Annotated in this window: 23 protein-coding genes; 14 read left to right on the top strand and 9 right to left on the bottom strand. The window is 59.6% G+C overall.

The window, feature by feature from the left end; all coding sequences use genetic code 11:
- Window positions 1-108 precede the first annotated feature (108 nt).
- The 8 genes from ACR0LX_RS18820 to ACR0LX_RS18785 all read left to right on the top strand — a co-directional run bounded on the left by ACR0LX_RS18820 (window position 109) and on the right by ACR0LX_RS18785 (window position 8011).
- Window positions 109-477 carry a MerR family transcriptional regulator gene (locus ACR0LX_RS18820; protein WP_480568215.1) on the top strand — a complete coding sequence of 123 codons (369 nt, stop codon included), beginning with the start codon at window positions 109-111 and terminating at the stop codon, window positions 475-477.
- A gap of 222 nt (window positions 478-699) precedes the next feature.
- The gene (locus tag ACR0LX_RS18815) at window positions 700-1101 is read left to right on the top strand and encodes a MerR family transcriptional regulator (protein ID WP_170713493.1); all 402 of its coding nucleotides are present in this window, start codon (window positions 700-702) and stop codon (window positions 1099-1101) included.
- Window positions 1102-1143: 42 nt separating this feature from the next.
- On the top strand, window positions 1144-2925 hold the full coding sequence (locus tag ACR0LX_RS18810) for an acyl-CoA dehydrogenase C-terminal domain-containing protein (RefSeq protein ID WP_480785042.1): 1782 nt from the start codon (window positions 1144-1146) through the stop codon (window positions 2923-2925).
- Window positions 2926-2977: 52 nt separating this feature from the next.
- Window positions 2978-3190 (top strand): hypothetical protein, encoded by a 213-nt coding sequence (locus ACR0LX_RS18805; RefSeq protein ID WP_480785041.1) that lies wholly within the window; start codon window positions 2978-2980, stop codon window positions 3188-3190.
- A 277-nt stretch (window positions 3191-3467) separates the two neighbouring features.
- Window positions 3468-4106, top strand: a complete 639-nt coding sequence (locus ACR0LX_RS18800; RefSeq protein ID WP_480785040.1) for a glutathione S-transferase family protein — start codon at window positions 3468-3470, stop codon at window positions 4104-4106.
- 11 nt (window positions 4107-4117) lie between these two features.
- Entirely contained in the window at window positions 4118-5329 is a 1212-nt protein-coding gene (locus ACR0LX_RS18795; protein WP_480785039.1) for an acetyl-CoA C-acetyltransferase, read from the top strand.
- Entirely contained in the window at window positions 5329-5817 is a 489-nt protein-coding gene (locus tag ACR0LX_RS18790) for a cupin domain-containing protein (RefSeq protein WP_480785038.1), read from the top strand. The genes ACR0LX_RS18795 and ACR0LX_RS18790 overlap by 1 nt, the downstream gene beginning before the upstream one ends.
- Window positions 5810-8011: a 3-hydroxyacyl-CoA dehydrogenase NAD-binding domain-containing protein gene (locus ACR0LX_RS18785; protein WP_480785037.1), complete on the top strand. Its 2202-nt coding sequence runs from the start codon at window positions 5810-5812 to the stop codon at window positions 8009-8011. Before ACR0LX_RS18790 ends, ACR0LX_RS18785 begins: the two co-directional genes overlap by 8 nt.
- A gap of 60 nt (window positions 8012-8071) precedes the next feature.
- Here ACR0LX_RS18785 and ACR0LX_RS18780 read toward each other — a convergent pair whose 3' ends face one another.
- Entirely contained in the window at window positions 8072-8860 is a 789-nt protein-coding gene (locus ACR0LX_RS18780) for a Hint domain-containing protein (RefSeq protein WP_480785036.1), read from the bottom strand.
- Window positions 8861-9252: 392 nt separating this feature from the next.
- Here ACR0LX_RS18780 and ACR0LX_RS18775 point away from each other — a divergent pair, with 392 nt between their 5' ends.
- Entirely contained in the window at window positions 9253-10266 is a 1014-nt protein-coding gene (locus tag ACR0LX_RS18775; RefSeq protein WP_480785035.1) for a hypothetical protein, read from the top strand.
- 2 nt (window positions 10267-10268) lie between these two features.
- Here the strand turns inward: ACR0LX_RS18775 and upp are convergent, their stop codons facing one another.
- The 7 genes from upp to ACR0LX_RS18740 all read right to left on the bottom strand — a co-directional run bounded on the left by upp (window position 10269) and on the right by ACR0LX_RS18740 (window position 16658).
- Entirely contained in the window at window positions 10269-10901 is a 633-nt protein-coding gene (gene upp, locus ACR0LX_RS18770) for a uracil phosphoribosyltransferase (RefSeq protein ID WP_480785034.1), read from the bottom strand.
- Window positions 10898-11884, bottom strand: coding sequence for an adenosine deaminase (locus tag ACR0LX_RS18765; protein WP_480785033.1), 987 nt, complete (start codon window positions 11882-11884; stop codon window positions 10898-10900). Before ACR0LX_RS18765 ends, upp begins: the two co-directional genes overlap by 4 nt.
- Window positions 11881-13092 (bottom strand): phosphopentomutase, encoded by a 1212-nt coding sequence (locus ACR0LX_RS18760; protein WP_480785032.1) that lies wholly within the window; start codon window positions 13090-13092, stop codon window positions 11881-11883. Before ACR0LX_RS18760 ends, ACR0LX_RS18765 begins: the two co-directional genes overlap by 4 nt.
- Window positions 13089-14396: a thymidine phosphorylase gene (locus tag ACR0LX_RS18755; RefSeq protein ID WP_480785031.1), complete on the bottom strand. Its 1308-nt coding sequence runs from the start codon at window positions 14394-14396 to the stop codon at window positions 13089-13091. The genes ACR0LX_RS18760 and ACR0LX_RS18755 overlap by 4 nt, the downstream gene beginning before the upstream one ends.
- A 4-nt stretch (window positions 14397-14400) precedes the next feature.
- Window positions 14401-14817: a cytidine deaminase gene (locus ACR0LX_RS18750; protein WP_480785030.1), complete on the bottom strand. Its 417-nt coding sequence runs from the start codon at window positions 14815-14817 to the stop codon at window positions 14401-14403.
- A gap of 79 nt (window positions 14818-14896) precedes the next feature.
- On the bottom strand, window positions 14897-16000 hold the full coding sequence (locus ACR0LX_RS18745; protein ID WP_480785029.1) for a cupin domain-containing protein: 1104 nt from the start codon (window positions 15998-16000) through the stop codon (window positions 14897-14899).
- On the bottom strand, window positions 15963-16658 hold the full coding sequence (locus ACR0LX_RS18740; protein WP_480785028.1) for a hypothetical protein: 696 nt from the start codon (window positions 16656-16658) through the stop codon (window positions 15963-15965). The genes ACR0LX_RS18745 and ACR0LX_RS18740 overlap by 38 nt, the downstream gene beginning before the upstream one ends.
- 178 nt (window positions 16659-16836) lie before the next feature.
- Here ACR0LX_RS18740 and ACR0LX_RS18735 point away from each other — a divergent pair, with 178 nt between their 5' ends.
- The 4 genes from ACR0LX_RS18735 to ACR0LX_RS18720 all read left to right on the top strand — a co-directional run bounded on the left by ACR0LX_RS18735 (window position 16837) and on the right by ACR0LX_RS18720 (window position 23200).
- The gene (locus ACR0LX_RS18735) at window positions 16837-19110 is read left to right on the top strand and encodes an NADP-dependent malic enzyme (RefSeq protein ID WP_480785027.1); all 2274 of its coding nucleotides are present in this window, start codon (window positions 16837-16839) and stop codon (window positions 19108-19110) included.
- A 17-nt stretch (window positions 19111-19127) separates the two neighbouring features.
- On the top strand, window positions 19128-19544 hold the full coding sequence (locus tag ACR0LX_RS18730; RefSeq protein ID WP_480785026.1) for a GFA family protein: 417 nt from the start codon (window positions 19128-19130) through the stop codon (window positions 19542-19544).
- A 231-nt stretch (window positions 19545-19775) separates the two neighbouring features.
- On the top strand, window positions 19776-21665 hold the full coding sequence (gene prpE / locus ACR0LX_RS18725; protein ID WP_480785025.1) for a propionate-CoA ligase PrpE: 1890 nt from the start codon (window positions 19776-19778) through the stop codon (window positions 21663-21665).
- 95 nt (window positions 21666-21760) lie between these two features.
- Window positions 21761-23200 (top strand): amidase family protein, encoded by a 1440-nt coding sequence (locus ACR0LX_RS18720; protein ID WP_480785024.1) that lies wholly within the window; start codon window positions 21761-21763, stop codon window positions 23198-23200.
- Between the two features lie 268 nt (window positions 23201-23468).
- On the opposite strand, the gene ACR0LX_RS18715 is transcribed toward ACR0LX_RS18720, so the two are convergent.
- Window positions 23469-24230, bottom strand: coding sequence for an NAD kinase (locus tag ACR0LX_RS18715; protein WP_480785023.1), 762 nt, complete (start codon window positions 24228-24230; stop codon window positions 23469-23471).
- 168 nt (window positions 24231-24398) lie between these two features.
- Between ACR0LX_RS18715 and ACR0LX_RS18710 the strand changes: the two genes are divergently transcribed.
- Window positions 24399-24939 (top strand): PLP-dependent aminotransferase family protein (locus ACR0LX_RS18710; RefSeq protein ID WP_480785022.1); only part of this gene is annotated, 541 nt, incomplete at its 3' end.

Raw genomic sequence — 24939 nt, 5'->3', positions numbered from 1 at the left:
GTCCTGTCCACTGTCTGCCCCTTTATGAGCCGGTGCCAAAGCAAAGGGCAAGCCCGACTGTTGCGCTTGCCGCCACGACGCCCTAGGTTGCAGGCAAGGAGACCGGGAATGTCCGACAAACGTTTGTCATTCAAAGAGATGTGCGCCGAGTTCGATGTGACCCCACGCACATTGCGTTACTACGAGTATATCGAGTTGCTGCAACCGGATCGCGAAGGGCGGTCACGCTTCTATGGCTCGCGCGAGCGGGCGCGGATGACTTTGATCATGCGCGGTCGGAAATTCGGGTTTCAGCTGGAAGAGATACGTCAGTGGCTTTTGATCTACGAAGATCAGGGCAACCAAGCGCAGATGGCCACCTTTGTGGAAATGGCGGATCGCCAGATGGAAGAACTGCGCAATCAGCGGCAACAGTTAGACGAAGCAATGGATGCCCTGCAGCAATTGCGCGACCAAACGGCAAAGTCGCTGGGCTGACCCTGCCGCGTTCTCAACGCCGGCGATCTGAGCCTGCCACCCCACAGATTCTCCATGACGTAGCGGCAACAAAATTACCAAAACACGGATTTACGCGTACGGAAGTTACGTCAACTTTATTGTGACGTAGCGTTCGCATTACGTAAACGTCATCTACGTGTTGTAACAGACCCATCAACTGCGCAAATCATGCTCAAGACGCCAGTGATGAGAGTTTGAACAATGACCGAAGATCTGATGACCATCCGCGAAATGTGCGAGACATACGATGTCACGCCGCGCACATTGCGGTTTTACGAGGCCAAAGAACTTTTGTTTCCGATCCGTGAGGGCCAGAAGCGGCTATTTACCAAAAGCGACCGCGCACGCCTGAAACTGATCCTGCGCGGCAAGCGCTTTGGGTTCAGCCTCGAAGAAATCCGACAACTGCTGGACCTCTACCACGTGGGCGACCAGCAACTGACGCAAATTTCGCGCACTTATGAAATCGCGTGCGAACGTCTGGAAGACATGGAAGCGCGCCGTGAAGAACTGACGCAAGCCATCGACGACCTGAAAGAGCAGCTGCGCTGGGGCGAAAAAGTCATCGCCTCGATGAAAAACGAAAAGAAGGCGGCCGAATAACCTCGCCCTGCCCTCCGGACATATGAATTAAGGGAGCTTCACATGCCCGTCTACAACGCGCCAACCAAAGACACGCAGTTCATCCTGCACAACGTTCTGAATGTCTCGCAGTCGGATATTCCCGGCTATGACGAACTGGAAGCCGAATTTACCGGCGCGGTTCTGGAAGAAGCCGGCAAGGTTGCCAGCAATGTCCTGCACCCGCTGAACGTGGTGGGCGATACAGAAGGCTGCCGGTTGGAAAACGGGATCGTGTACACCCCAACCGGGTTCAAAGATGCCTTCGAGCAGATGAAGGAAGGCGGCTGGACGGGCCTCGACATGCCGGAAGAGTATGGCGGCCAGAACATGCCCTATGTCATGGGTACTGCGGTGGGCGAGATGTTCTCAGGCGCGAACCAGGCGTTTGTGATGTATCAGGGCCTGACCCATGGCGCGGCCTCGGCCATTCTGGCACACGGCACCGACGAGCAGAAGAACACCTACCTGCCCAACATGGTCAGCTGCGAATGGACCGGCACCATGAACCTGACCGAACCGCATTGCGGCACCGATCTGGGCCTGATGCGCACAAAGGCAGAGCCGCAGGGCGACGGCAGCTACAAGATTTCCGGTCAGAAGATCTTTATCTCGGCCGGCGATCACGACATGGCGGACAACATCATCCACTTGGTTCTAGCCAAAATCCCCGGTGGCCCCGAGGGCATCAAGGGCGTGTCTCTGTTCATCGTGCCCAAGTTCATCGTGAACGAAGACGGCACACCGGGCGAGCGCAACGGTGTCTCGGTCGGCAAGATCGAAGAGAAAATGGGCATCCACGGCAACTCGACCTGCGTCATGAACTATGACGAGGCAACCGGCTGGCTGCTGGGTGAGGAACACAAGGGCATGCGCGCGATGTTCACCATGATGAACGAGGCGCGTCTGGGTGTCGGCATGCAGGGCCTGTCGCAGGCAGAGGCCGCGTATCAGAATGCTTTGGAGTACGCCAAGGACCGCCTGCAGGGACGGGATGTGACTGGTGTAAAAAACCCAGACGGCCCGGCCGATCCGCTGATCGTGCATCCCGATATCCGCCGCAGCCTGATGGACCAGAAAAGCTTCACCGAAGGCGCGCGCGCTTTCATCCTGTGGGGCGCGACCATGATCGACAAGGCGCACCGCTCGGGTGACAAGGATGCGGACGGGCTGATCTCGCTGTTGACGCCGGTCATCAAGGGCTTTCTGACCGACGAAGGCTACGACATGACCGTTCAGGCCCAGCAGGTTTATGGCGGCCACGGCTACATCGAAGAATGGGGCATGTCGCAATACACCCGCGACGCCCGGATCGCGATGATCTATGAGGGCGCAAACGGCGTGCAAGCGCTGGACCTGGTGGGCCGGAAACTGGCGCAGGATGGTGGCAAGCACGTCATGGCGTTCTTCGAGATGGTCAAAACCTTCTGCAAAGAAAACGGCGGCAAGGACGAAGCCTATGACAAGGCTTTCATCGAACCGTTGAAAGCAGCGTCCAAGGACCTGCAGGCCGCCGGGATGTACTTCATGCAGGAAGGCATGAAGAACCCGAACAACGCGCTGTCAGGGTCCTTTGATTTCATGCACATGTTCGGCCATGTTTGCCTTGGCCTGATGTGGGCGCAGATGGCCAAAGCGGCGCAAGATGCGTTGGACGGCGGAGCCTCGGACACGGAGTTCTACGAGACCAAGATCAATACCGGCCGTTTCTACATGGCTCGCCGCCTGCCAGCGACCGCCATGCATCTGGCCCGCATCCAGACTGGCGCGGACACAGTCATGGCACTGGACGCAGCAAACTTCTGATCCCAGTGTGGGCTCGGGCCTCGCGGCCCGCGCCCACCGTAGAGGAAACACAATGCCAAAACGCTTTCGCCTGACACGCCGCTTTCCCGTCGCCATGACAGAAGACGGCTATCGCAAACTCCGCAGCTTTTCTCGAGAGGCGGGCTTGGATGAAGGTGAGGCGCTGTCCTTTCTGTTCGAAAACTTCAACAGCGTGATCGACGAGGAGAACCTGATCCACCGCCTGCGCATCTTCAATTCCGAGCTCGAGGCCCGCAAGCGGTGAAAGCTGTACTCAGATCAACCGGCATCGCAAGCTTTGAGGGTAGATGCCTCCGGCGGGAGTATTTTTGAAAAGATGAAGAGGCGATGCGCCCCTGCCACCGGGCGCGCTCGCCATCAGGACAGGGACGTCTTCACCTTTTACGGTCATCGGCTCTCCAGCCCGTACCGCAGGGATACAAAAGCAAAAGACCTTTAATGGAAGGTTACGAAGCCAGTTTCATCTTTTCAAAAATACTCAATTTCGACTTGACCACACACGCCACGGGAGGGGCGTTCGTATGACCATCAAACTTCACTGCTTCGGCGAAAGTGGAAACAGCTACAAAGCCGCGCTGGCCCTTGAAATGTCGGGGCTGGAGTGGGAACCGGTTTTTGTCGATTTTTTCAATGGCGCAACACGCACACCTGAATATCGCGCCGAGGTGAATGAGATGGGCGAAGCCCCCGTCATGATTGACAGCGACTTTCGCACCAGCCAGTCGGGTGCGATCCAAGCCTACGTGACTGAGAAATCCGGCAAGTTTGGCGGCAAGGATCGTGACGAAAACTACGAGATTCTGCGCTGGGTTCTGTGGGATAACCACAAGCTGAGTTCAATGGCCGGGCTGACCCGCTTTTTGATAAATTTCCTGCCTGAAAAGCACCGGAACCCGGACGTCATTGCCTTTAACCAAGGCCGCTTGAAAGCAGCGTATCAGACACTGAACGCACATCTTGAAAGCCGCGACTGGATCGTCGGCGATGGCGTAACAAACGCTGATATCAGTTGCTGCAGCTACCTCTACTATCCCGAACCATTCGGCTTTGACCGCGCCGATTGGCCCCATATCGACAGCTGGCTGACGCGCCTCAGCGAACAGCCCGGCTGGAAACACCCCTATGACCTGATGCCCGGCAACCCGTCGGATCGAGCTTGAGGAGAAGACCCATGACCGAAGCCTATATCTATGACGCGCTGCGCACGCCGCGCGGTAAGGGCCGCAAGGATGGCAGCCTGCACGAAGTAACCTCGGTGCGCCTGTCCGCCCTGACCCTGAATGCGATGAAAGAGCGCAACAACCTTGAAGGTCACGCTGTAGAAGACGTGATCTGGGGCAACGTCACCCAGGTGATGGAGCAAGGCGGCTGTCTGGCGCGCTCGGCCGTTTTGGCCTCGGACCTGGATCAGTCGATCCCCGGTCTGGCGATCAACCGCTTTTGCGCCTCCGGCATGGAAGCTGTGAACCTCGCGGCGAACCAGGTCAAAGGCGGCGCGGGTGAGGCTTACATCGCCGGTGGCGTTGAAATGATGGGCCGCGTGGCCATGGGCAGCGATGGTGCTGCAATTGCCGTTGATCCCTCGCTGGCGATGGATACTTATTTCGTTCCGCAGGGCATCTCGGCCGACATCATTGCGACCGAGTATGGGTTCAGCCGCGACGACGCTGACGCGCTGGCGGTCGAATCGCAGCGACGCGCAGCGGAAGCATGGGCCGACAATCGTTTCGAAAAATCGGTCATCACGGTTAAGGACCAGAACGGCCTGACCATTCTGGACCGTGACGAATACATGCGCCCCGGCACAGACATGCAGAGCCTCGGCGCGCTGAATCCGTCTTTCCAGATGATGGGCGAGCAGATGCCCGGTTTCGACAAGGTTGCGATGCTGAAATACCCCCATCTTGAGCGCGTGAACCATATCCACCACGCCGGCAACAGCTCGGGCATCGTGGACGGTGCGGCGGCTGTGCTGATCGGCAACAAGGAATTCGGTGAGAAGTATGGCCTCAAGCCGCGCGCGCGCATCAAGGCAACCGCCAAGATCGGCACTGACCCGACCATCATGCTGACCGGCCCGGTTCCGGTGACCGAAAAAATTCTGGCCGACAACGGCATGAAGATCAGCGATCTGGACCTGTTTGAAGTCAACGAGGCCTTTGCCTCGGTCGTGCTGCGGTTCCAGCAGGCATTTGACGTTGATCCCGAACTGGTCAACGTCAATGGCGGCTCGATCGCGATGGGTCACCCGCTGGGCGCGACCGGTGCGATGATCATTGGCACCCTTCTGGACGAGTTGGAGCGCCAGGACAAGGAAACCGGTCTGGCCACACTCTGCATCGCGTCCGGTATGGGTGCGGCAACCATTATCGAGCGTGTCTGATGCCTAAGATCGATCTTTCCAAAATTCCGTTTCGGAACGGTTCGGGCTATCCCGGCAAACTGGCAAAAGCAGGCGACGACCGTTACGTCCAACCCTTGGGGGATGCAAACGGCCTGACGCAATTTGGCGTCAACATCGTTCGGCTGGAGCCGGGCGGTCTGTCCTCGCTGCGCCACTACCATATGGAGCAGGACGAGTTTGCCATCATGCTCAGCGGCCAATGCACGCTGATCGACGATGAAGGTGAGCATGAAATGCTGCCCGGCGACTGCGCCGCATGGCCAGCCGGTGAGGCCAACGGCCATCACCTTGTGAACAAGACCGATGCGCCCGCGAGTTTTCTGGTGGTGGGCACGCGGACCCCGACCGAGACCGGCTATTACAGCGACTTAGACATGATGGTGAAGTTTGATGCCGACGGCTTTCGCTTTACCCGCAAGGACGGCAGCCCGCTGACGGCTGACCAGATTGGAGATGACAATGACTGACTTCACTCTGAGCAAAGACGCAGACGGCGTCGCCACGATCACCTGGGACGTTCCGGGCAAAACCATGAACGTGATGTCCTTTGACGGGCTGGCTGAGCTAAGTGACTGCATTGATCAGGCTCTGGCTGATGATGAGGTCAAAGGGATCGTGATCACATCGGGCAAGGAAGGGTCCTTTGCCGGTGGCATGGACCTGAACCTGTTGGCGGTGATGAAGGAAGAGGCTGGCGATAATCCTGCCAAAGGCCTGTTCGAGGGCATCATGCAGATGCATGCGCTGCTGCGGAAGATCGAACTGGCGGGCATGGACCCCAAGACCAAGAAGGGCGGCAAGCCGATTGCCACCGTCCTGCCGGGCACCGCCGCAGGCATCGGCATGGAACTGCCCCTGTCCACCCACCGTATCTTCGCCGCCGAAAACCCCAAGGCGAAATTCGGCCTGCCCGAGATCATGGTCGGTATCTTCCCCGGAGCAGGCGGCACAACGCGTATGGTCCGCAAAGTAGGCGCGATTGCGGCGGCTCCGCTGTTGCTGGAAGGCAAGATGCTGGACGTCAAGAAAGCCAAAGGCGCGGGTTACATCGACGAGATCGCAGCGGACCCGATGGCTGCCGCCAAGGAATGGGTGCTGAACGCAAAAGACACCGATCTGGTCAAGCCGTGGGACGCCAAGGGCTACAAGATGCCCGGCGGTGCGCCTTATCATCCTGCGGGCTTCATGAACTTCGTCGGGGCTTCGGCGATGGTGAACGGCAAGACGCAAGGCGCATTCCCGGCGGCCAAGGCTCTGCTAAGCGCGGTTTACGAAGGCGCTTTGGTCGATTTCGACACCGCGCTGAAGATCGAGGCGCGCTGGTTCACATCCGTGCTGATGAACCCGTCCTCGGGTGCCATGATCCGTTCGTTATTCCTGAACAAGGAAGCGTTGGAAAAAGGCGCGGTGCGTCCTGCTGGTGTTCCCGATCAGTCGATCAAGAAGATCGGAGTTCTGGGCGCAGGCATGATGGGTGCTGGTATTGCACTGGTGTCGGCCCAGGCCGGTATGGAAGTGGTTCTGGTCGACCGCGATCAGGAGGCCGCGGACAAAGGCAAAGCGTATACCGAGACCTATCTGGACAAAGGTATGAAGCGCGGCAAAGTCACGGCTGAGAAGAAAGAGGCCATGCTGGCCCGTATCACCGCGACACCCGATCTGGACAACCTCAAAGGCTGTGACCTGATCATCGAGGCCGTGTTCGAGGATGTGGGCGTCAAGGCTGAGATGACCCAAAAGGTCGAGGCGATCATCCCCGAGGATTGCATCTTTGCCTCGAACACCTCGACCCTGCCGATCACCGATCTGGCCAAGGCCTCGGTGCGGGCGGATCAGTTCATTGGCATCCACTTCTTCTCACCGGTCGAAAAGATGTTCCTGGTCGAGATCATCAAGGGCAAGGAAACCGCGGATCGTGCGGTCGCCAAGGCGCTGGACTATGTCCGCCAAATCCGCAAGACGCCGATCGTGGTCAACGATGCACGGTTCTTCTACGCCAACCGCTGCATCATCCCCTACATCAACGAAGGTGCGCGCATGATCACCGAGGGCGTCAGCCCCGTCCTGATCGACAATGCCGCGCGTCAGTTGGGCTTCCCTGTCGGACCGATCCAGCTGACCGACGAAACCTCGATTGATCTGGGTGCAAAGATCGCGCGAGCCACCAGGGCTGCGATGGGTGACGCCTATCCGGAAAGCCCGTCTGACGATCTGATTTTCTGGATGGAAGAACAGGGCCGTCTGGGTCGCAAGGCGAACGCGGGCTTCTTCGACTATGACGAAAAGGGCAAACGCACCGAATACTGGAAGGGCCTGCAGGAAAAATACCCGCTGGCCGAAGATCAGCCCGACCTGATCGAGGTTCAGGAACGCCTGATGTTCGCTCAGGTTCTCGAAGCGGTCCGCGCGCTGGAAGAGGGTGTGCTGGAAGATATCCGCGAAGGCGACGTCGGTGCCATCCTCGGCTGGGGCTTTGCGCCGTGGTCCGGTGGCCCGCTCAGCTGGCTGGACATTATCGGTTCGCCATACGCGGCCGAGCGGTGTGACCAGTTGACCGAGGCTTATGGCGAACGGTTCACCTGCCCGCCGCTGTTGCGCGAGATGGCCGAAAAGGGTCAGAGCTTCTACGGTCGTTTCGATCCCGAGGCCAAAGCGGCCTGACAAAAAGCGGCAGGCGCATGCCCCCATGCGCCTGCCCGTCTTCCCCCACCTAATCGATACCTATGGCTGATGTCGGATCATCATCCATTCGGGCCGCAGAAACAGGGTCGGCATTGCCGGCCGTCCAGGCCGTCCCGGACGCCGCTGGCCCTTTGCCGGTCTCGCTGGCAAGATCGGCTTGTCCGGAACCAACGCAGGCAAGGCACCAAGCGGATTGGCAAGTGCCGAGACGTCTGTCATGTCTGCGATCTTTTCGACCCACTCCGCCGCATCCCCATCACTGAGGATTCGATAGCGGCTGTGACCAGGCGTGGCCGACCAGCCGGCACGACCACCCGGGCAGAAGGCTTGCAAGCCGCCTTCGACAAAGATCACTTCGTCATGATCGAAAAACAGCGTACTGACCCCAAGCGGTCCGCTTGGCGCACGTGACCTAAGCCGCCCAGCCCCGCCCAACAGCCGCGCTGGCATGACCGAACGCCCTCGGACAGTTGGATCAAGCTTGCTGTTGTCCAGCGCGATACCCTGGTTCGGCATCAACCAGATCGCGCGTCCGTTCAGCGACATATGCGCCGGAACCTGAACAGGCAGGACATTTGGCCTGCTCTCGTCCTCACGTATCGTGATCAGATCCGCCGCGATCCTTCGGACCTTTTTGAACCCGTTATCCAACGTGCGGACAAGATCGCCCACCACAATACGCTCGACCGGCTTCCAGCCACTTGGCGTTGCAATCCTGGTACCATGCACGAACCCACCCTGTCGCGCCGCTGATCCATATGCCCCAACCTGAGGCTGAACATGGTCAGACTGATCTGAGAACCCCGAAACACTCACTACTTTCAACACGTGCCGAACCCCCTTTGGCACCAAACAAAAACAAATTAGTGCTAGCACGGAAGCCGACCCGGGGACTTAGTTTTGACACATTTAGGTCTAATTCGGACCAAATTCAGGCACTTCCGCACCCAAAGTCAAAACAACAAAAGGTTTTCCTTTGGCATTGGAGCCATTGCGGAAACTTTGACGGTCCACAGGGGATTCTTAACAAGTGATTCTGCTGCGGCCCGTTTCGCCGCGCCTTTATCCCTTGCTCGGACCGCCACCGCTCGAGCCCGCGAGAAACCACTTCCGAGGCTCAAACTGGGCAAAGATTGTGGCCAGCCCCGTCTCAACACGTTTGCACGGCCGGTTTTCAACATGCTAGGATTGGAAAAAATACTACCGAGCAGCATTACCTTATGACCGCACTGAAACAGTATCAGCGGATCGAAGCCACCGGTCTGTGGCGTCCCTCGCCCGAAGAACAGCGACGCGAGGTCGTCGTGTCGATCGGCGAGGCGACCTTGACCATCTCGGATTTCAACGACCGGGCCCTGACTCATTGGTCGCTGGCGGCGTTGGTTCGGCAGAACCCGGGCGACTTTCCTGCGGTATTCAATCCGGATGGTGACCCGGATGAAACGCTGGAACTGGCAAAGTCCGAGACCACGATGCTTGAAGCGATCGACCGTCTGCAAAAGGCCATAGACCGGTCCCGCCCGCATCCCGGTCGACTGCGTTGGGCTTCGGTTGCGGGCGTTGTGCTGGCGGTCCTGGCTGTATTGTTGCTGTGGTTGCCCGGCGCGCTGCAAAGCCATGTCGTCTCAGTCGTGCCCGAGATCAAGCGGCAGGAGATCGGCGCCGCCATTCTGGAGCGGATCGAGAGGGTCTCGGGGCAAGCCTGCACCTCGCGCGACACAAAGGCACCGCTGGAGCGTCTGGCGCGCCGGACCGGCGTACGCCAGATCGTCATCCTGCCGGCTGGCGTCCCCGACAGCCTGACCTTGCCGGGCGGGGCGGTTTTGCTGAACAGGGCGCTGGTCGAGGATCACGAAGACCCCGCGGTTGCCGCCGGATACGTGGTTGCGGCGCGTGCGCGTGCGCAGGTGCAAGACCCGCTTGACGATCTGCTTGACCGCACCGGGCCAACCGCCGCGTTCCGCCTGCTGACAACGGGCGGGCTGACGCCGGATATCATCGACAGATATACCGAACAGGTTCTGTCCGGGCCGCACGCTGAGATTTCGGATGACGATCTGCTGTCCGTTTTTGCTCAGGCCGCCCTGCCCTCGACACCCTACGCCTATGCTCGCGACATCACCGGGGAAACCGTACTGGGCCTGATCGAAGCGGACCCGATGGCAGGTCGCACATTGGAACAGGTGCTGCCGGACCGCGATTGGGTCCAGCTACAAAATATCTGCGGGCAATAGGCTTATTTGGTACCGAACATCCGGTCTCCGGCATCGCCGAGACCCGGCATGATATAGCCTTTTGAGTTGAGCTCTCGGTCCAGCGAGGCGGTGACGATCTTGACGTCCGGATGCGCCTCTTTCATGCGTGCGACACCCTCGGGGGCGGCCAGCAGGCATAGGAACCGGATGTCCGTCGCGGCCGCCTCTTTCAGCAGATCAATCGCAGCGGCCGAACTGTTGCCGGTGGCCAGCATCGGATCAACGGCAATGACCAGGCGGTCTTTCAACCCTTCCGGCGCTTTGAAATAGTATTGCACCGGCTTCAGCGTCTCTTCGTCTCGGTACAGACCGACAAAACCGACGCGGGCTGAGGGGACCAATTCCAGCACCCCGTCCAGCATCCCGTTTCCAGCGCGCAGGATCGACACCAGCGCCAGCTTCTTGCCCGCCAGGATAGGCGCGTCCATCTCTTCCATCGGCGTTTCGATGTGGCGGGTGGTCAGCGGCATCTCACGCGTGACCTCATAGGCCAGCAGCAGGGTGATCTCGCGCAGCAACTGGCGGAACACTGCGGTCGAGGTTCCCTTGTCCCGCATGAGCGTCAGCTTGTGCTGCACCAGCGGGTGATCGACGACGGTCAGGTGTTCGCTCATGGTCTCTCCAGTCTCTTTTGCACCCGGGCGCGGGTGTCTTCATCGCAAAAGGCCGCGTCCAGCGCGGTTTTGTTCAGCGCGGCAAAGTCTTCGGCATCCCAGCCGAACGCCTTGTGCAGCATCTCGTATTCGCGGCGCATCGTGGTGTGGAAGAACGGCGGATCATCGGTCGACACCGTGACTTTTACGCCCGCATCCCGCAGGTGCGCAATCGGATGGGCATCAAAGCCCGGAAACAGGCCCAGTACAACATTCGAGCCGGGGCAGACCTCAAGCGTTGTGCCCCGGTCGATCAATTCGTGGACCAAGTCGGGGTCTTCGATGGCGCGAACGCCGTGGCCGATACGCTCGACCCCCAAATGCCGGACCGCATCCCGAACGCTGTCAGGGCCACCAAACTCCCCTGCATGGGTCGTCAAACAAAGGCCAGCCTCGCGCGCACAATCGAAGGCCCATTTGTAGTCCGCCTGCGCGCCCACTGATTCATTGCCCCCCATGCCGAACCCGGTGATCCAGTCTCCGGCGGTCTCAGCCGCGCAATAGGCGCTGCGTTTGGCCTGTTCGGGGCCAAAGTGGCGCACACAGGTGGCGACGCCGCGCAAGGTGATGCCGAATTTTTTTTCCGCCTCATCCGCAGCGTCCCGAATGGCGTTCAAATAGTCTTTCCATGCATCCAGATCGCCGCCGCCGCAAAAATCGGGGCTCAGGAAGCTTTCGGTGTAGACCACGCCATTCTCGGCACTTTCCTCCAGAATGGCCAATGTAAGCCGCCGGAAATCCTCGGGCGATTTCAGCACTTCGCAGGCGGCTTCATAAACGCTGAGGAAATGCGCAAAGTCACGGAAGTCATAAGACCCGTCCGGTTTGAATATCCCGCTGAGGTCCACGCGTTTTTCATGCGCCAATTGCCGGATAAAGGCTGGAGGTGCTGCACCTTCGTGGTGCAGGTGCAATTCGATCTTGGGCAAGTCCGCAACGGTCATAGAAAAGTCCTTCCCGGCCCTTGTGCCGGTATGTTCAGGTGATGGGCGATACTGGCAGCGACGTCGGCGAACTCAACCTGACCGATCTGGCCAGCACCCTGCCCCGCGATCAACACCGGCGCCTGTTCGCGCGTGTGGTCGGTTCCGGGCCAGCTTGGGTCGTTGCCATGATCGGCGGTCAACAGCATCAGATCGCCCGGACGCAGCTTGTTCAGGATCAGGCCGATTTCCCGGTCAAACCATTCCAACGCGCGGGCATAACCGCTGATATCGCGACGGTGGCCGTAAAGGCTGTCGAACTCGACGAAATTGGCGAAGGTCAGGCTGCCCTCCTCGGCCTCGTCGACCAGATCGGACAGATGCTTCATCAGCTCCGCATCCGCGCCTTTACGCAGCGTGTCGATCCCTTGCATCGAGAAGATGTCGCCGATTTTGCCGACCGCATAGACATGGCGTCCGGCGTCCTGCACCCAATTGGTCAGAACCGGCGCAGGGGGCAGAATGGCAAAGTCCTTGCGGTTGGTCGTGCGCGTAAACCCGGTTTCCGGAGTGCCGACAAAGGGTCGCGCGATGACTCGGCCAATTTTCATGTCATGCAGGCGCGGAGCCAGCGTTCGGCACAACTCAAGCAATCGGTCGAGGCCAAAGCTGTCCTCATGCGCGGCAATCTGGAACACGCTGTCAGCCGAGGTGTAGCAGATAGGCAAACCCGTCCGCATGTGTTCCGCACCCAGTTCGGCGATGATGGCGGTGCCCGAGGCGTGGCAATCGCCCAGAATGCCGTCCGTTCCCGCTGCCTCGGCTGCGGCGCGGGTGAGATCAGCGGGAAAGGCCGGGACGGCGTTCGGGAAATAGTGCCAATCCCACGGCACTGGCACCCCCGCCAGTTCCCAATGGCCCGAGGGCGTGTCTTTACCGGGCGAATGCTCGCTTGCGCAGCCCCAGAGCCCCGTAGGTTCGGCCTCAAGCCCCGGCGTTTGATCACCCGACGCCAGACGGGTCGCAGCACCCAGGCCGAGCGCGTCAAGATTGGGCAGGCGCAGCGGTCCGCTGCGCCCCTCTTCGGCCCGGCCTTCGGCGCAGGCTTGTGCGATATGCGCCACGGTATTCGCACCGGTGTCCGGTATGTCCCCGTTGAAAAACCGGTCGGCATCCCCGGCACCGCCAATCCCGACTGAATCCATCACCACCAGAAAAGCGCGGCTCATGCCGTGATCCTTTCATGCACCAAATTTGGAACCTCTGACGACGTTTCGGAAATCGTCACCGCCGACAGAATGCTTGCGCCCGCACGCTGCGCCGCATCTTCGCGCCCGGCGTGAACCACTGCCAGCGGCTCACCTTTGCTGACGCGCTGACCCAATCGCACGATACCGGAAATGCCGACGGCGGGGTCAATTTCGTCGTTTTCAACCTGACGCCCACCGCCCAGCGCCACCACGGCGAGGCCCAGGGCCTCGCCATCAATCGCCGTGACATAGCCGTCCTGCGGCGCGGGAACCTCTTGAATAACGTTGGCTTCCGGCAGGAACCGCGCCCAGGTATCGACGAATTGCACGGGTCCACCAACCGATGCCATCATCCGGCCAAAGCGGTCGGCCGCACGGCCATCGCGGATGATTTCGGCAATCTTGCTGCGGCCAGCCTCGACCGTTTCGCAGATGCCAGCATCGACGAGCAGCACACCGCCCAACTCGGCCGAGATCTCGGCCAGCGGCGAGTTGTAGTCCCCGGTTAGAACCTTCATCACTTCGGCAACTTCCAGCGCGTTTCCCAAGGCCGGGGCCAGCGGTTGCGACATGTCGGTGATGACCGCTGATGTCCGGCAACCAGCCGCATTGGCGGTCTCGGTCAGCGCCTGCGCCAGACCGCGTGCCTGATCTATGGTCTTCATGAACGCGCCGCTGCCCATCTTAACGTCAAGAACCAGCGCATCCGGGCTGGCGGCCAGCTTCTTGGACAGGATCGACGCGGTGATCAGATCGAGGCTTTCGACAGTTGCCGTCACATCGCGCACCGCATAAAGACGTTTGTCGGCAGGAGCGATCTGACCGGTTGCGCCCACAATGGCCGCCCCGGTTTCTTGCAGAATCTGCGCCAGACGATCCTGACTGATCTGCGTGCTGACCCCGGGAATTGCCTCCAGTTTGTCCAGCGTACCGCCCGTATGGCCCAGTCCCCGGCCCGAGATCATCGGTACATAGGCCCCGCATTCGGCAAGCGCCGGGGCCAAGACCAGACTGACACTGTCGCCAACCCCACCGGTCGAGTGTTTGTCGATCACCGGGCCGTCGACATCCCAGTTCAAAACCTCGCCACTGTCGCGCATCGCGACCGTCAGATCCGCGCGGCCCTGCGCGCCCAGGCCCCCCATGCAGACAGCCATGGCAAAAGCACCGGCCTGCGCGTCGCTGATGCCGCCATCGGCCAGACCTTGTGCGAACCAGTTCAGTTCCGCGCCGCTGGGCATCTCATTCCGGCGCAGTTTTGCGATGATCGAACGTGCATCCATCGGGTCAGCTGTCCTCCATATGCGATGCGTCAAACGCGCCCGGCAGAAGTTGCCCGATGGTGGTCTCAAGCTCGTCCCCGCTGGCAGTCGCCAGCGTCACCTTGACATCGCGTGCACCAAACTCGGCCAGTTTCTGGCGGCATCCACCACAGGGCGGCACCGGTTGCGGGCTAGAGGCGACGACATACACCTCGGTCAGTTGCTGCTCGCCCGCCGCGACCATCGCTGCGATCGCACCAGCCTCGGCGCAGGTGCCTTCGGGATAGGCCACGTTTTCGACATTGCAGCCGGAATAGACCGTGCCCGATGCAGACCGAACAGCCGCACCGACTTTGAAATTCGAATACGGCGCATAAGCGTTTTCGCGGACGGACAAGGCGGCCTCTTTAAGCGACATGGCGATTCCCCGTTTTTTGATCATCTGGTCAGAAAAATCCAACCTAGTGGAAAACACTATGGGAGTTAAAGCCCCCACCTATCATTTCCTAACAGATTCGCGCCTATTTCAGCGTGGTATTGAACGTTCCGGGCAATGTGACCTCAAGCAGTTCGACATCATTCGATGGATCGGCCAACCGAGTCAGCATTCCGGGCGGGATGACAAACGCGTCCCCTTGCTCCAACCGGAAGGGTTCGCGGCCCTCGCCCTCAAGCGTCACTTCTCCGGCCATGACAAAGCTAAAGTGGATATCCGTATCGTGGCTTGACCAGACAGGTTCGCCCTGCCCGCGGCGCACGACCTGCACCCCGGCAACACCTTTGGTATTCTCGGCAATCGTTGTGTCACGGCAGATATATCCTGGCAGGCGGAAGGGCTGCCAGACCGCGTCCTTGGCCTGATTGTATACGAACCGTTGCCCCTGCCATTCCCGATCCGGGCGGTAGTGCGGGGTGGGGAGCGTCATGTCGTGGTCAATCTCAGTCACATGCTCAGCAGGCACACCAATTTCGATGACCTGAACGTTGTCCGAGGCTTCCAGAACCCTATGGCGAATTTCAGGTGGCTGGATAAAGCAATCGCCCGCTGTCAGGCGCATCCGGTCGCCCTGATCCTCGTAAACCACATCGACCCAGCCATGAATGCAAAAGATCAGCTGAAATCCGACTTTGTGGAAATGCACCATGTCGGGCACCGGGCCGCCGTCCGGAATGCGGATGTGACTGGCAATGATCGACCCGCCCAGCCGGTCGGGGACCAGATCGCGGTAATGCATCCCTGCCCGCCCGATGATCCACGGCGCCTGATCCTTGAGCCGCCGCACCACAAAGGAATGCACCGTTTCCGGCATCACAAGCGGTGGATTGCGTTCCTCGATTTCGACACGCGTACCATTCGGAGCGACCAGAACGCGTTGGCCATCCGCAAAGGCGTCAGGGTTTTCGGTAAGGATGCGCAGCGTCCCCGGCTGCTCGGGTGCATCCTTTTCGATGCGCAATCGCAGCCCGTGCCCGGAAAACACCGCAACGCTGGGGTCGTCTGCCGGATAGATCATATCCATCCGCATCCCCAAAACCTTGGTGTAAAATGGAATGTCGTCGCGCAATTCCTGTGTCGGCAGGCGAAATTCAGCGTGCGTCTGTGCGCTTTTCCCGGTCGATGTCATTCAATGTCTCTTCAGTCGCGGATTTTGGCCATCCGATCAGAACGGCGGCCAAAATGCCAATTGAAAAGACCATCTCGAGCGTTTCTTCCAGAACAAACAAGCGCATCATCATCGTCACGGACAGATCCGCATCGATCATCCCCGGCAATTCTTCCATCCCCTGCGCGACAACCGCGGCGCATCCAGAGAGGAAAAAGATCATAAAAAACGGGGCCTTGATCTTAAGCGCACGCCATGCGTTCGGAACCCCATGCCAGATCAGACCGCCAATCACGATCACCGCCAGCACCACGCGAACGACGGTCATGTCCAGCGCTATATCCAGCCCGTTCAGGATCCAGTGGGGCAGACTGCCTGTCTGATAGATATCCGCCTCAAGCTCGCGCTCGGCCAGCAACAGGCACACCACACCGATATACAGTCGGCTAAAACCGGGATAGCGCCAAAGCGCCGCCAGACCGGCTGCCAGCAAAGCCGCGGCCGAGATTGTCTCGAACAGTCCGCCTTCATCATTGAGGCTTATCGCCTGGGTTGGCCACAGCCAAACGGCAATTAGCAATACGCAAACCGCCAACGCCGCCAGAACGGCCGCATAGTAACCATAGCCAGAGCGAGCCGCCCTTGGCTCGACCGCCAGGAAGTCGTCCTTGAAGCTCATTGTAGGTCTCGGCTGCTCGGTGTCTGCGTTTCGGAGTTGTGCGAATGTAAAACTTTTGCGAAACCTTTCAACCCGCCGGGGACCGATCAAAGCGAAACTGTTACAAATGAGCCGACATAGCCATTTCCAGCGAAATAGTTTAGCCATAAATCAAAATGTTTAGGGAGCTGAATCGCCGATGTCTGACACACCCAGCCTGCGGCAGGCCGCACTTGACTATCACGCTTATCCCAAGCCCGGTAAGCTTGAGATCAAGGCCACGAAACCCATGGCCAACGGTCGGGATCTGGCACGGGCCTATTCGCCGGGGGTGGCCGAGGCCAGCACCGAAATCAAAGCCGACCCGACCAATGCCGAGAAGTACACGGCCCGGGGCAATCTGGTGGCCGTTGTTTCAAATGGCACCGCGGTTCTGGGTTTGGGCAATATTGGTGCGCTGGCCTCCAAACCGGTGATGGAGGGCAAGGCCGTCCTGTTCAAGAAATTCGCAGGCATCGATTGTTTCGATATCGAAGTCGATCAGCCCGATCCGGAAAAACTGGCTGATATCGTCTGCGCGCTTGAACCGACCTTCGGCGCCATCAACCTCGAAGATATCAAGGCCCCCGATTGCTTTGTCGTTGAAAAGCTCTGCCGCGAACGGATGAACATCCCAGTCTTTCACGACGACCAGCACGGCACCGCCATCGTCGTGGGCGCGGCGGCTAAAAACGCGCTGCACGTGACGGGCAAGTCTTTCGAGGACATCAAGGTGGTTTCGACAGGCGGTGGCGCAGCGGGCATTGCCTGCCTGAGTATGTTGGTGAAACTGGGTGTCAAGCGCGAGAATATCTGGCTTTGCGACATTCACGGTCTGGTTTACGAAGGCCGGGCCGAGGATATGAATCCGCATAAGGATCAGTTTGCGCAAAAGTCGGATCTGCGAACGCTGGATGATGTCATCGACGGGGCTGACCTGTTTCTTGGCCTCAGCGGTCCCAACGTGTTGAAGCCCGAAATGGTCGAGCGGATGGCCAAGGGTCCGATCATCTTTGCCCTGGCGAACCCGACGCCGGAAATCCTGCCGCAAGCCGCGCGCGAGGTCGCGCCAGACGCCATCATCGCCACGGGTCGCAGCGACTTTCCCAATCAGGTCAACAATGTTCTGTGTTTTCCGTTCATCTTCCGGGGCGCGCTGGATGTGGGCGCAACCGAGATCAATGACGAGATGCAGATCGCCTGCGTCGACGGCATCGCCGAGATGGCCCGCGCCACCACCAGCGCCGAGGCGGCCGCGGCCTACAAGGGCGAACAGCTGACCTTTGGCCCCGACTATCTGATCCCGAAACCTTTTGACCCTCGCCTGGTTGGGGTTGTCTCTTCCGCCGTGGCACGTGCCGCGATGGAAAGCGGTGTCGCCAAGCGTCCGATCGAGGATCTGGAGGCGTATAAGGAACGCCTCAACCAGACGGTGTTCAAGTCGGCCCTGCTGATGCGCCCGGTGTTCGAGGCCGCAGCCGTTGCATCGCGCCGCATCGTTTTTGCCGAGGGCGAGGACGAGCGCGTCCTGCGCGCCGCACAAGCCGTTTTGGAAGAAACGACGGAAACGCCCATTCTGATCGGAAGGCCGGACGTGATCGACGCCCGCTGCCAGCGCCTGGGACTGACTGTCAAACCTGGCGAAGATTTTCAGATCGTGAACCCTGAAAACGACCCACGGTACTATGATTACTGGAATTCCTATCACCAAATCATGCAACGCCGGGGCGTCACGCCTGATCTGGCCAAAGCAATCATGCGCACAAACACGACCGCCATTGGTGCGATCATGGTGCATCGGGGCGAGGCAGACAGCATGATCTGCGGCACTTTCGGCGAATACCGCTGGCACCTGAACTATGTGCAGCAGATTTTCGACGACGGGAACCTGCATCCGCATGGAGCGATGTCGCTGATGATCCTCGAGGATGGCCCGCTGTTCATCGCAGACACACATGTGCGGCAATTGCCAAACCCAGAGGAACTGGCCGAAAGCACTATCGGCGCAGCGCGCCATGTCAGACGGTTCGGAATCGAACCGAAAATCGCGTTCTGTTCGCAGTCACAGTTCGGCAATCAGGCGGAGGGATCCGGCAAACGCCTGCGCGCCGCATTGGATATTCTCGATTCCGAACCCCGCGATTTTGTCTACGAGGGTGAGATGAACCTTGATCTGGCGTTGGATCCGGAGTTGCGCAGCCGCATCTTCCCGAACTCGCGTCTGACAGGGGCAGCGAACGTGCTGATCTTTGCGCATGCAGATGCGGCCAGCGGTGTTCGCAACATCCTCAAGATGAAAGCCGATGGGCTTGAGGTTGGCCCGATCCTGATGGGAATGGGCAACAAGGCGCATATCGTCACCCCGTCCATCACGGCGCGCGGACTTCTGAACATGGCAGCCATTGCCGGAACTCCGGTCGCGCATTACGGTTGATCCGGTGGACCTGACAATTGGCCGCCAATAGCAGGAGAGGCGAATTGAAAGGGCATTGTCACTGCGGGGCCGTCCGTTGGGAAAGCGATGGTGATGTCGCGTGGAGCTGCTATTGCCATTGCGCCGACTGCCGCCGCAACTGCGCGGCACCCGTTACCGCATTTTTTGGCCTGCCTCATGAAGCGGTGATTTGGACAGGCCGGGACCCTGCCGTTTACCGTTCGTCACCGGATGTCGAACGGTTGTTTTGCGCGGCCTGTGGAACACAGATGGCGTATCGCAATGCCCGGGACACGGTGAACATCCACCTCTATACCGCGACGCTGGAAGACCCCGAAGCGGTTCCTCCCCGGTTTCACGTATTCGATTCAGACCGCCTGTCTTGGCTGGCAACTCAGGACAGTCTGCCGCGCCACGCCAAATCCAAAACCTGAGCGCTGCGTGATTCCATCTCTCTTTGCAGCCGAAAAGTTTGCAAGTTTGCAAAAAAGTTAATCTGCTTTCAATTTTGCTCTGCTGGCAAACAGGTTTGCAAAACTTTGCAGCCCAAGAGCGCGATATCTGCAAATATTTCGCGATAAACTGACGCGCTGCCAGTCCAGCCGCTTGTCCGAAAGGCGACGGATGCCTAACACACAAGCAAGGAATTTGAGGAGGATGACGACGTGGCATATCAGGAGATTTACGAGAGCTGGAAATCCGACCCAGAGGCGTTCTGGATGGACGCTGCAACCGGGATCGATTGGGTTCGCCCTCCCAGCAAAGCCCTGTTTGCCGACAATGCACCGCTTTACGAATGGTTCAGTGACGCACAGGTCAACACCTGCTGGAACGCAGTCGACCGGCACGTTGAAAACGGCCGGGGCGAGCAGACTGCCATCATCTATGACAGCCCGATCACCCATACCAAGCGCGAGATCTCGTATGTCGAGCTGCGCAACCGTGTGGCGACGCTGGCTGGTGCGTTGCGGGCCAAGGGTATCGAAAAAGGGGATCGGGTCATCATCTACATGCCGATGATCCCCGAGGCGCTGGAGGCGATGCTGGCCTGCGCACGTTTGGGCGCGGTACACTCGGTCGTGTTTGGCGGTTTTGCCAGCAACGAACTGGCGGTGCGGATCGACGATGCCAAGCCCAAAGCCATCATCGCGGCCTCGTGCGGGATGGAACCCGGACGCGTGGTTCACTATAAACCCCTGCTGGACGGCGCCATAGAGATGGCCAGCCACAAGCCCGATTTCTGCGTTATTTTCCAGCGCGAACAGGAAGTGGCACAGCTGATCGAAGGACGCGATCATAACTGGCACGGGTTTCAATACGGGGTGGAACCGGCCGAATGCGTGCCCGTGGCAGGCAACGATCCGGCCTATATCCTGTACACTTCGGGGACCACAGGCGCGCCGAAAGGCGTGGTGCGTCCCACTGCCGGGCATCTGGTGGCGCTGAACTGGTCAATGAAGAACATCTACAATGTCGATCCCGGTGATGTCTTCTGGGCAGCCTCGGATGTGGGCTGGGTCGTCGGACACTCGTATATCTGCTATGCGCCGCTGATCCACGGCAACACCACAATTGTGTTCGAGGGCAAACCCGTCGGCACACCGGATGCAGGAACATTCTGGCGCGTCATCGCGGAACACAAGGTCAAAAGCTTCTTTACCGCACCCACCGCCATTCGCGCCGTCAAGCGCGAGGACCCACAGGCCGAATTGATGGCAAACTACGACCTTTCTGGCCTCGGGGCGCTGTTCCTTGCCGGTGAGCGTGCCGACCCCGATACCATCACCTGGGCGCAGGAGGCGCTGAGAGTTCCGGTTATTGATCACTGGTGGCAGACGGAAACCGGTTGGACCATCGCAGGCAACCCGCTCGGGATCGAGGAATTGCCCACCAAGCTTGGCTCGCCCGCCAAGCCAATGCCCGGCTACGACGTGCAGATTCTGGACGAGGGCGGACACCCGATGAAACCGGGCGAACTGGGCGCGATCGCGGTCAAGCTTCCGCTGCCACCCGGCACCCTGCCGACCCTGTGGAACGCCGAAGAAAGGTTCAAGAAATCCTATCTGGAGCATTTCCCCGGTTACTACGAAACTGGCGACGCTGGGATGATCGACGAGGACGGTTACCTCTACATCATGGCGCGCACGGATGACGTGATCAACGTCGCCGGGCATCGCCTGTCCACGGGCGGGATGGAGGAGGTTCTGGCCTCGCACCCTGATGTTGCGGAATGCGCGGTGATTGGTGTCTCGGATCAGTTGAAAGGTCAAATGCCGGTCGGATTCCTGTGTCTGAACGCGGGTACGGACCGCAACCACGATGATGTGGTGCAGGATGTCGTCAAGCTGGTGCGAGAAAAGATCGGTCCCGTCGCGGCCTTCAAACAGGCGGTTGTTGTCGATCGTCTGCCCAAGACCCGCTCGGGCAAGATTTTGCGCGGCACGATGGTGTCGATTGCCGACGGTAAGGACTACAAGATGCCAGCAACGATCGACGATCCCGCCATTCTGGACGAGATCACTTCGGCCCTGCAAACGCTCGGCTACGCGCAATGACCCGTTAGGCGGGTGGCCGCGGCGCACCCGCCTGACCTCTTTTGCTTGCAACTTCAACAGGGCCTCCTACTGTCACCCCAAGACAGTGAGGACCCATGACAGATTCCGACATCTGGCGGCTGAGTGCCACCGAACTGACCGCGCTGACCCGTAGCGGAGACCTTAGCGCAGAAACTGCCGTCAAATCAGCGATTGACCGGATGCATCGGGCGAACCCTGCCCTGAATGCCGTGGTCGAAGACCTTGGGAACGAGGCATTGGAGCGCGCGCGGGACCTTGACCGTGCCCGCGCCAAAGGGGCGGAACCCGGCCCGTTGCAAGGCGTACCCGTCACCATTAAGGTGAATGTCGATCAGAAAGGCCACGCCACGACAAATGGTGTGGCAGCCCTGAAAGCCTTGATTGCGCCGGATGACGCACCGGTTGTGACCAACTTGCAAAAAGCAGGTGCCGTCGTGATCGGGCGCACCAATACGCCCGAGTTTTCTTTCCGAGCCGACACCGACAATCTGCTTTATGGGCGGACCCACAACCCTTGGGGTCAGCATATCTCGGCCGGCGGATCCTCTGGCGGTGCCGGGGCGGCGGTCATGGCAGGGATCGGCGCTTTGGGGCATGGCAATGACATTGGCGGCAGCCTGCGCTTTCCCGCAGCGGCCAATGGCGCGGTGACGGTCAAACCCGGTCTCGGGCGCGTACCAGCCTGGAACCCCAGCCAAAAGGCCGAGCGTGGTCTGCTGGCGCAATCCATGTCGGTGCAGGGGCTAATCGCACGCTCGACCGCCGATCTGAACCTGTCCATGCCCAGCCTGATTGCGCCCGACGCGCGCGACCCGTTTCACGTCCCCCTACCCTGGCGCGGCGCACCTCTGGGCGGTCCGATCAAGGTAGCCTTTACCAAGAACACTTTTGGCTATGCGCTGCACCCCGAGGTCGAAAAGGCATTGGACACCGCGCGCGACGCTTTGACGGATGCAGGTTATCAGGTGCACGAAATCGACCCGCCGGATGTTTTCGACTGCGGACGCACAGGGTACCGCGCACTAATGGGCGAGGTTCTGACCCTGATGAAAGGCGATATCGAGGCGGTCGGCTCGCAAACGATCCGGGATATCTTTGGCGTCTATTTTCAGGAGTTTCCGCCCATCGTTGAAACCGAGTTGATCCAGACGATGGCCAAGCGCAGCCATTACGCGCGCGAATGGTCTTTGTTTCTGGAAGATTACCCTCTGGTCCTTTCTCCGTTCCTGCCGCAGCCCTTTTTCAAACCGGATCGGGATACCGAAGGGGCAGACGGCGTACATGAGGTTCTGGGCTGCGCTGTCTACTCCTACGCGATGAATTTCCTGGGCCTGCCCGCCGCCAGCGTGCCTGCACGGCTGGCCGATCTGCCCAAGGGCCCACAACCGATTAACGTTCAGATCGCCGCCCGGCGCTGGCGCGAAGACTTGGCGGTTGATGCCGCAGCAGCGATCGAGGAACGTGTTGGCCCAATGGCCCCGGTTCTTTGGCAGCGTATGGCGGACACCGCGTAGGCTTTGACCGTTGAGCGCAAAAAATTGACCCCGGGTTATTGTGCCCGGGGTCCGCATACTAAAATATGCCCGGATTTCTGGTAACAAGCGTAGCACCACCTACCCTCGCCAGCGCTAAAACTGCGCAATCATTGGACAACACCAGTGGGTGGCCACTCACTTCCACCCCGGCGTGTTCTCCGGGCATGATCAGATTACCAAAGGGTTGTGTCCAGTCCTGTGAACTTGTTCACACAAGCCCGATGAATTTCCCGAATTTCGGCAAAATTTATGTAAATTGTTCAGAAATTAGCCGTTCTTCAAGCCCATGACCGGGATCGAACAGGATGCGATGCTCGACTTTTGGCTCCGAGCGAATCTCGACCCAGTCGATATCGGGGAACGCGACCGAATCGGCGGATACGATAACCGGGCGTTTGTCGGCCTCAATGACATCGAACCTGACCTGAGCGTGTTTGGGCAGCAAAGCGCCGCGCCAGCGCCGGGGCCGGAACGCGGCAATCGGCGTCAAGGCCAGCACATCCGCGCCGATTGGCACAATCGGACCATGCGCCGAATAGTTATAGGCCGTTGATCCGGCTGGCGTCGACAAAAGCGCTCCATCGCAAACAAGCTCGGCCATGCGCACACGGCCATCGACACTGATCCGCAGCCGCGCTGCCTGAGGACCGGCGCGCAGCAAGGACACTTCGTTGATGGCCAAAGCCTCGTGTTTTTGTCCCGACTGGTCCACGGCGGTCATGATCAGCGGGTTGATCACCTCTTCTTCGGCCTCGGCCAGTCGGCTGATCAGATCCGCTTCCGCATATTCGTTCATCAAAAACCCGATGGTGCCGCGATTCATGCCGTAGACAGGCGTGTTCAGATGCCGAATTCCGTGCAGCGTGTGCAACATGAACCCGTCACCACCCAGCGCCACCACAACATCCGCATCCCGCGGAGCGACGTGCCCATAGCGCGCGACCAAAGCCTCGCGCGCGGATTGCGCAACGCGGGCGTCGCTGGCTAGAAATGCGATTCTTTTGGTCATCTGGTCCGGTTTCCGGTGTTGCACATTTGGTTCCGAAACAAACATACCTTTCCCCGATAGGCCAGACTTGACGCCGCAGCGAGCCAAATCGTCGCTTTAAGCCTTTTGCAGCGCCAACGTTTCCTATAGGAAATCCGCAAGTTTTTCCCCAGCCATGCGGAGCCATCCATGAACGCCAATCTTCGTGACACCGGTTTTTTCACCCAATCCCTTTCGGATCGCGACCCCGAGCTTTATGGCTCGATCACATCCGAGCTGGGCCGTCAGCGCGACGAGATCGAGCTGATCGCATCCGAGAACATCGTCTCTGCCGCCGTGATGGAGGCGCAAGGCTCGGTGATGACCAATAAATACGCCGAAGGCTATCCCGGTCGACGCTATTATGGCGGCTGCCAGTTCGTCGATATCGCCGAAAACCTGGCCATCGACCGTGCCAAGCAGCTGTTTGGCTGCGAATTCGCCAACGTGCAGCCGAACTCAGGGAGCCAAGCCAACCAGGGCGTGTTTCAGGCGCTGATCCAGCCCGGCGACACCATTCTGGGTATGAGCCTGGACGCCGGTGGTCACTTGACCCACGGTGCGCGCCCGAACCAGTCGGGCAAGTGGTTCAACGCCGTTCAATACGGCGTGCGCCAGCAGGACAACATGCTGGACTATGATCAGGTCGAGGCGCTGGCGAAAGAGCATAACCCCAAGCTGATCATCGCAG

Source organism: Ruegeria sp. CH11, assembly GCF_056537105.1.
Note: the sequence above shows the minus strand (reverse complement) of the source record. Positions and strands in the feature narration are given on the sequence as shown.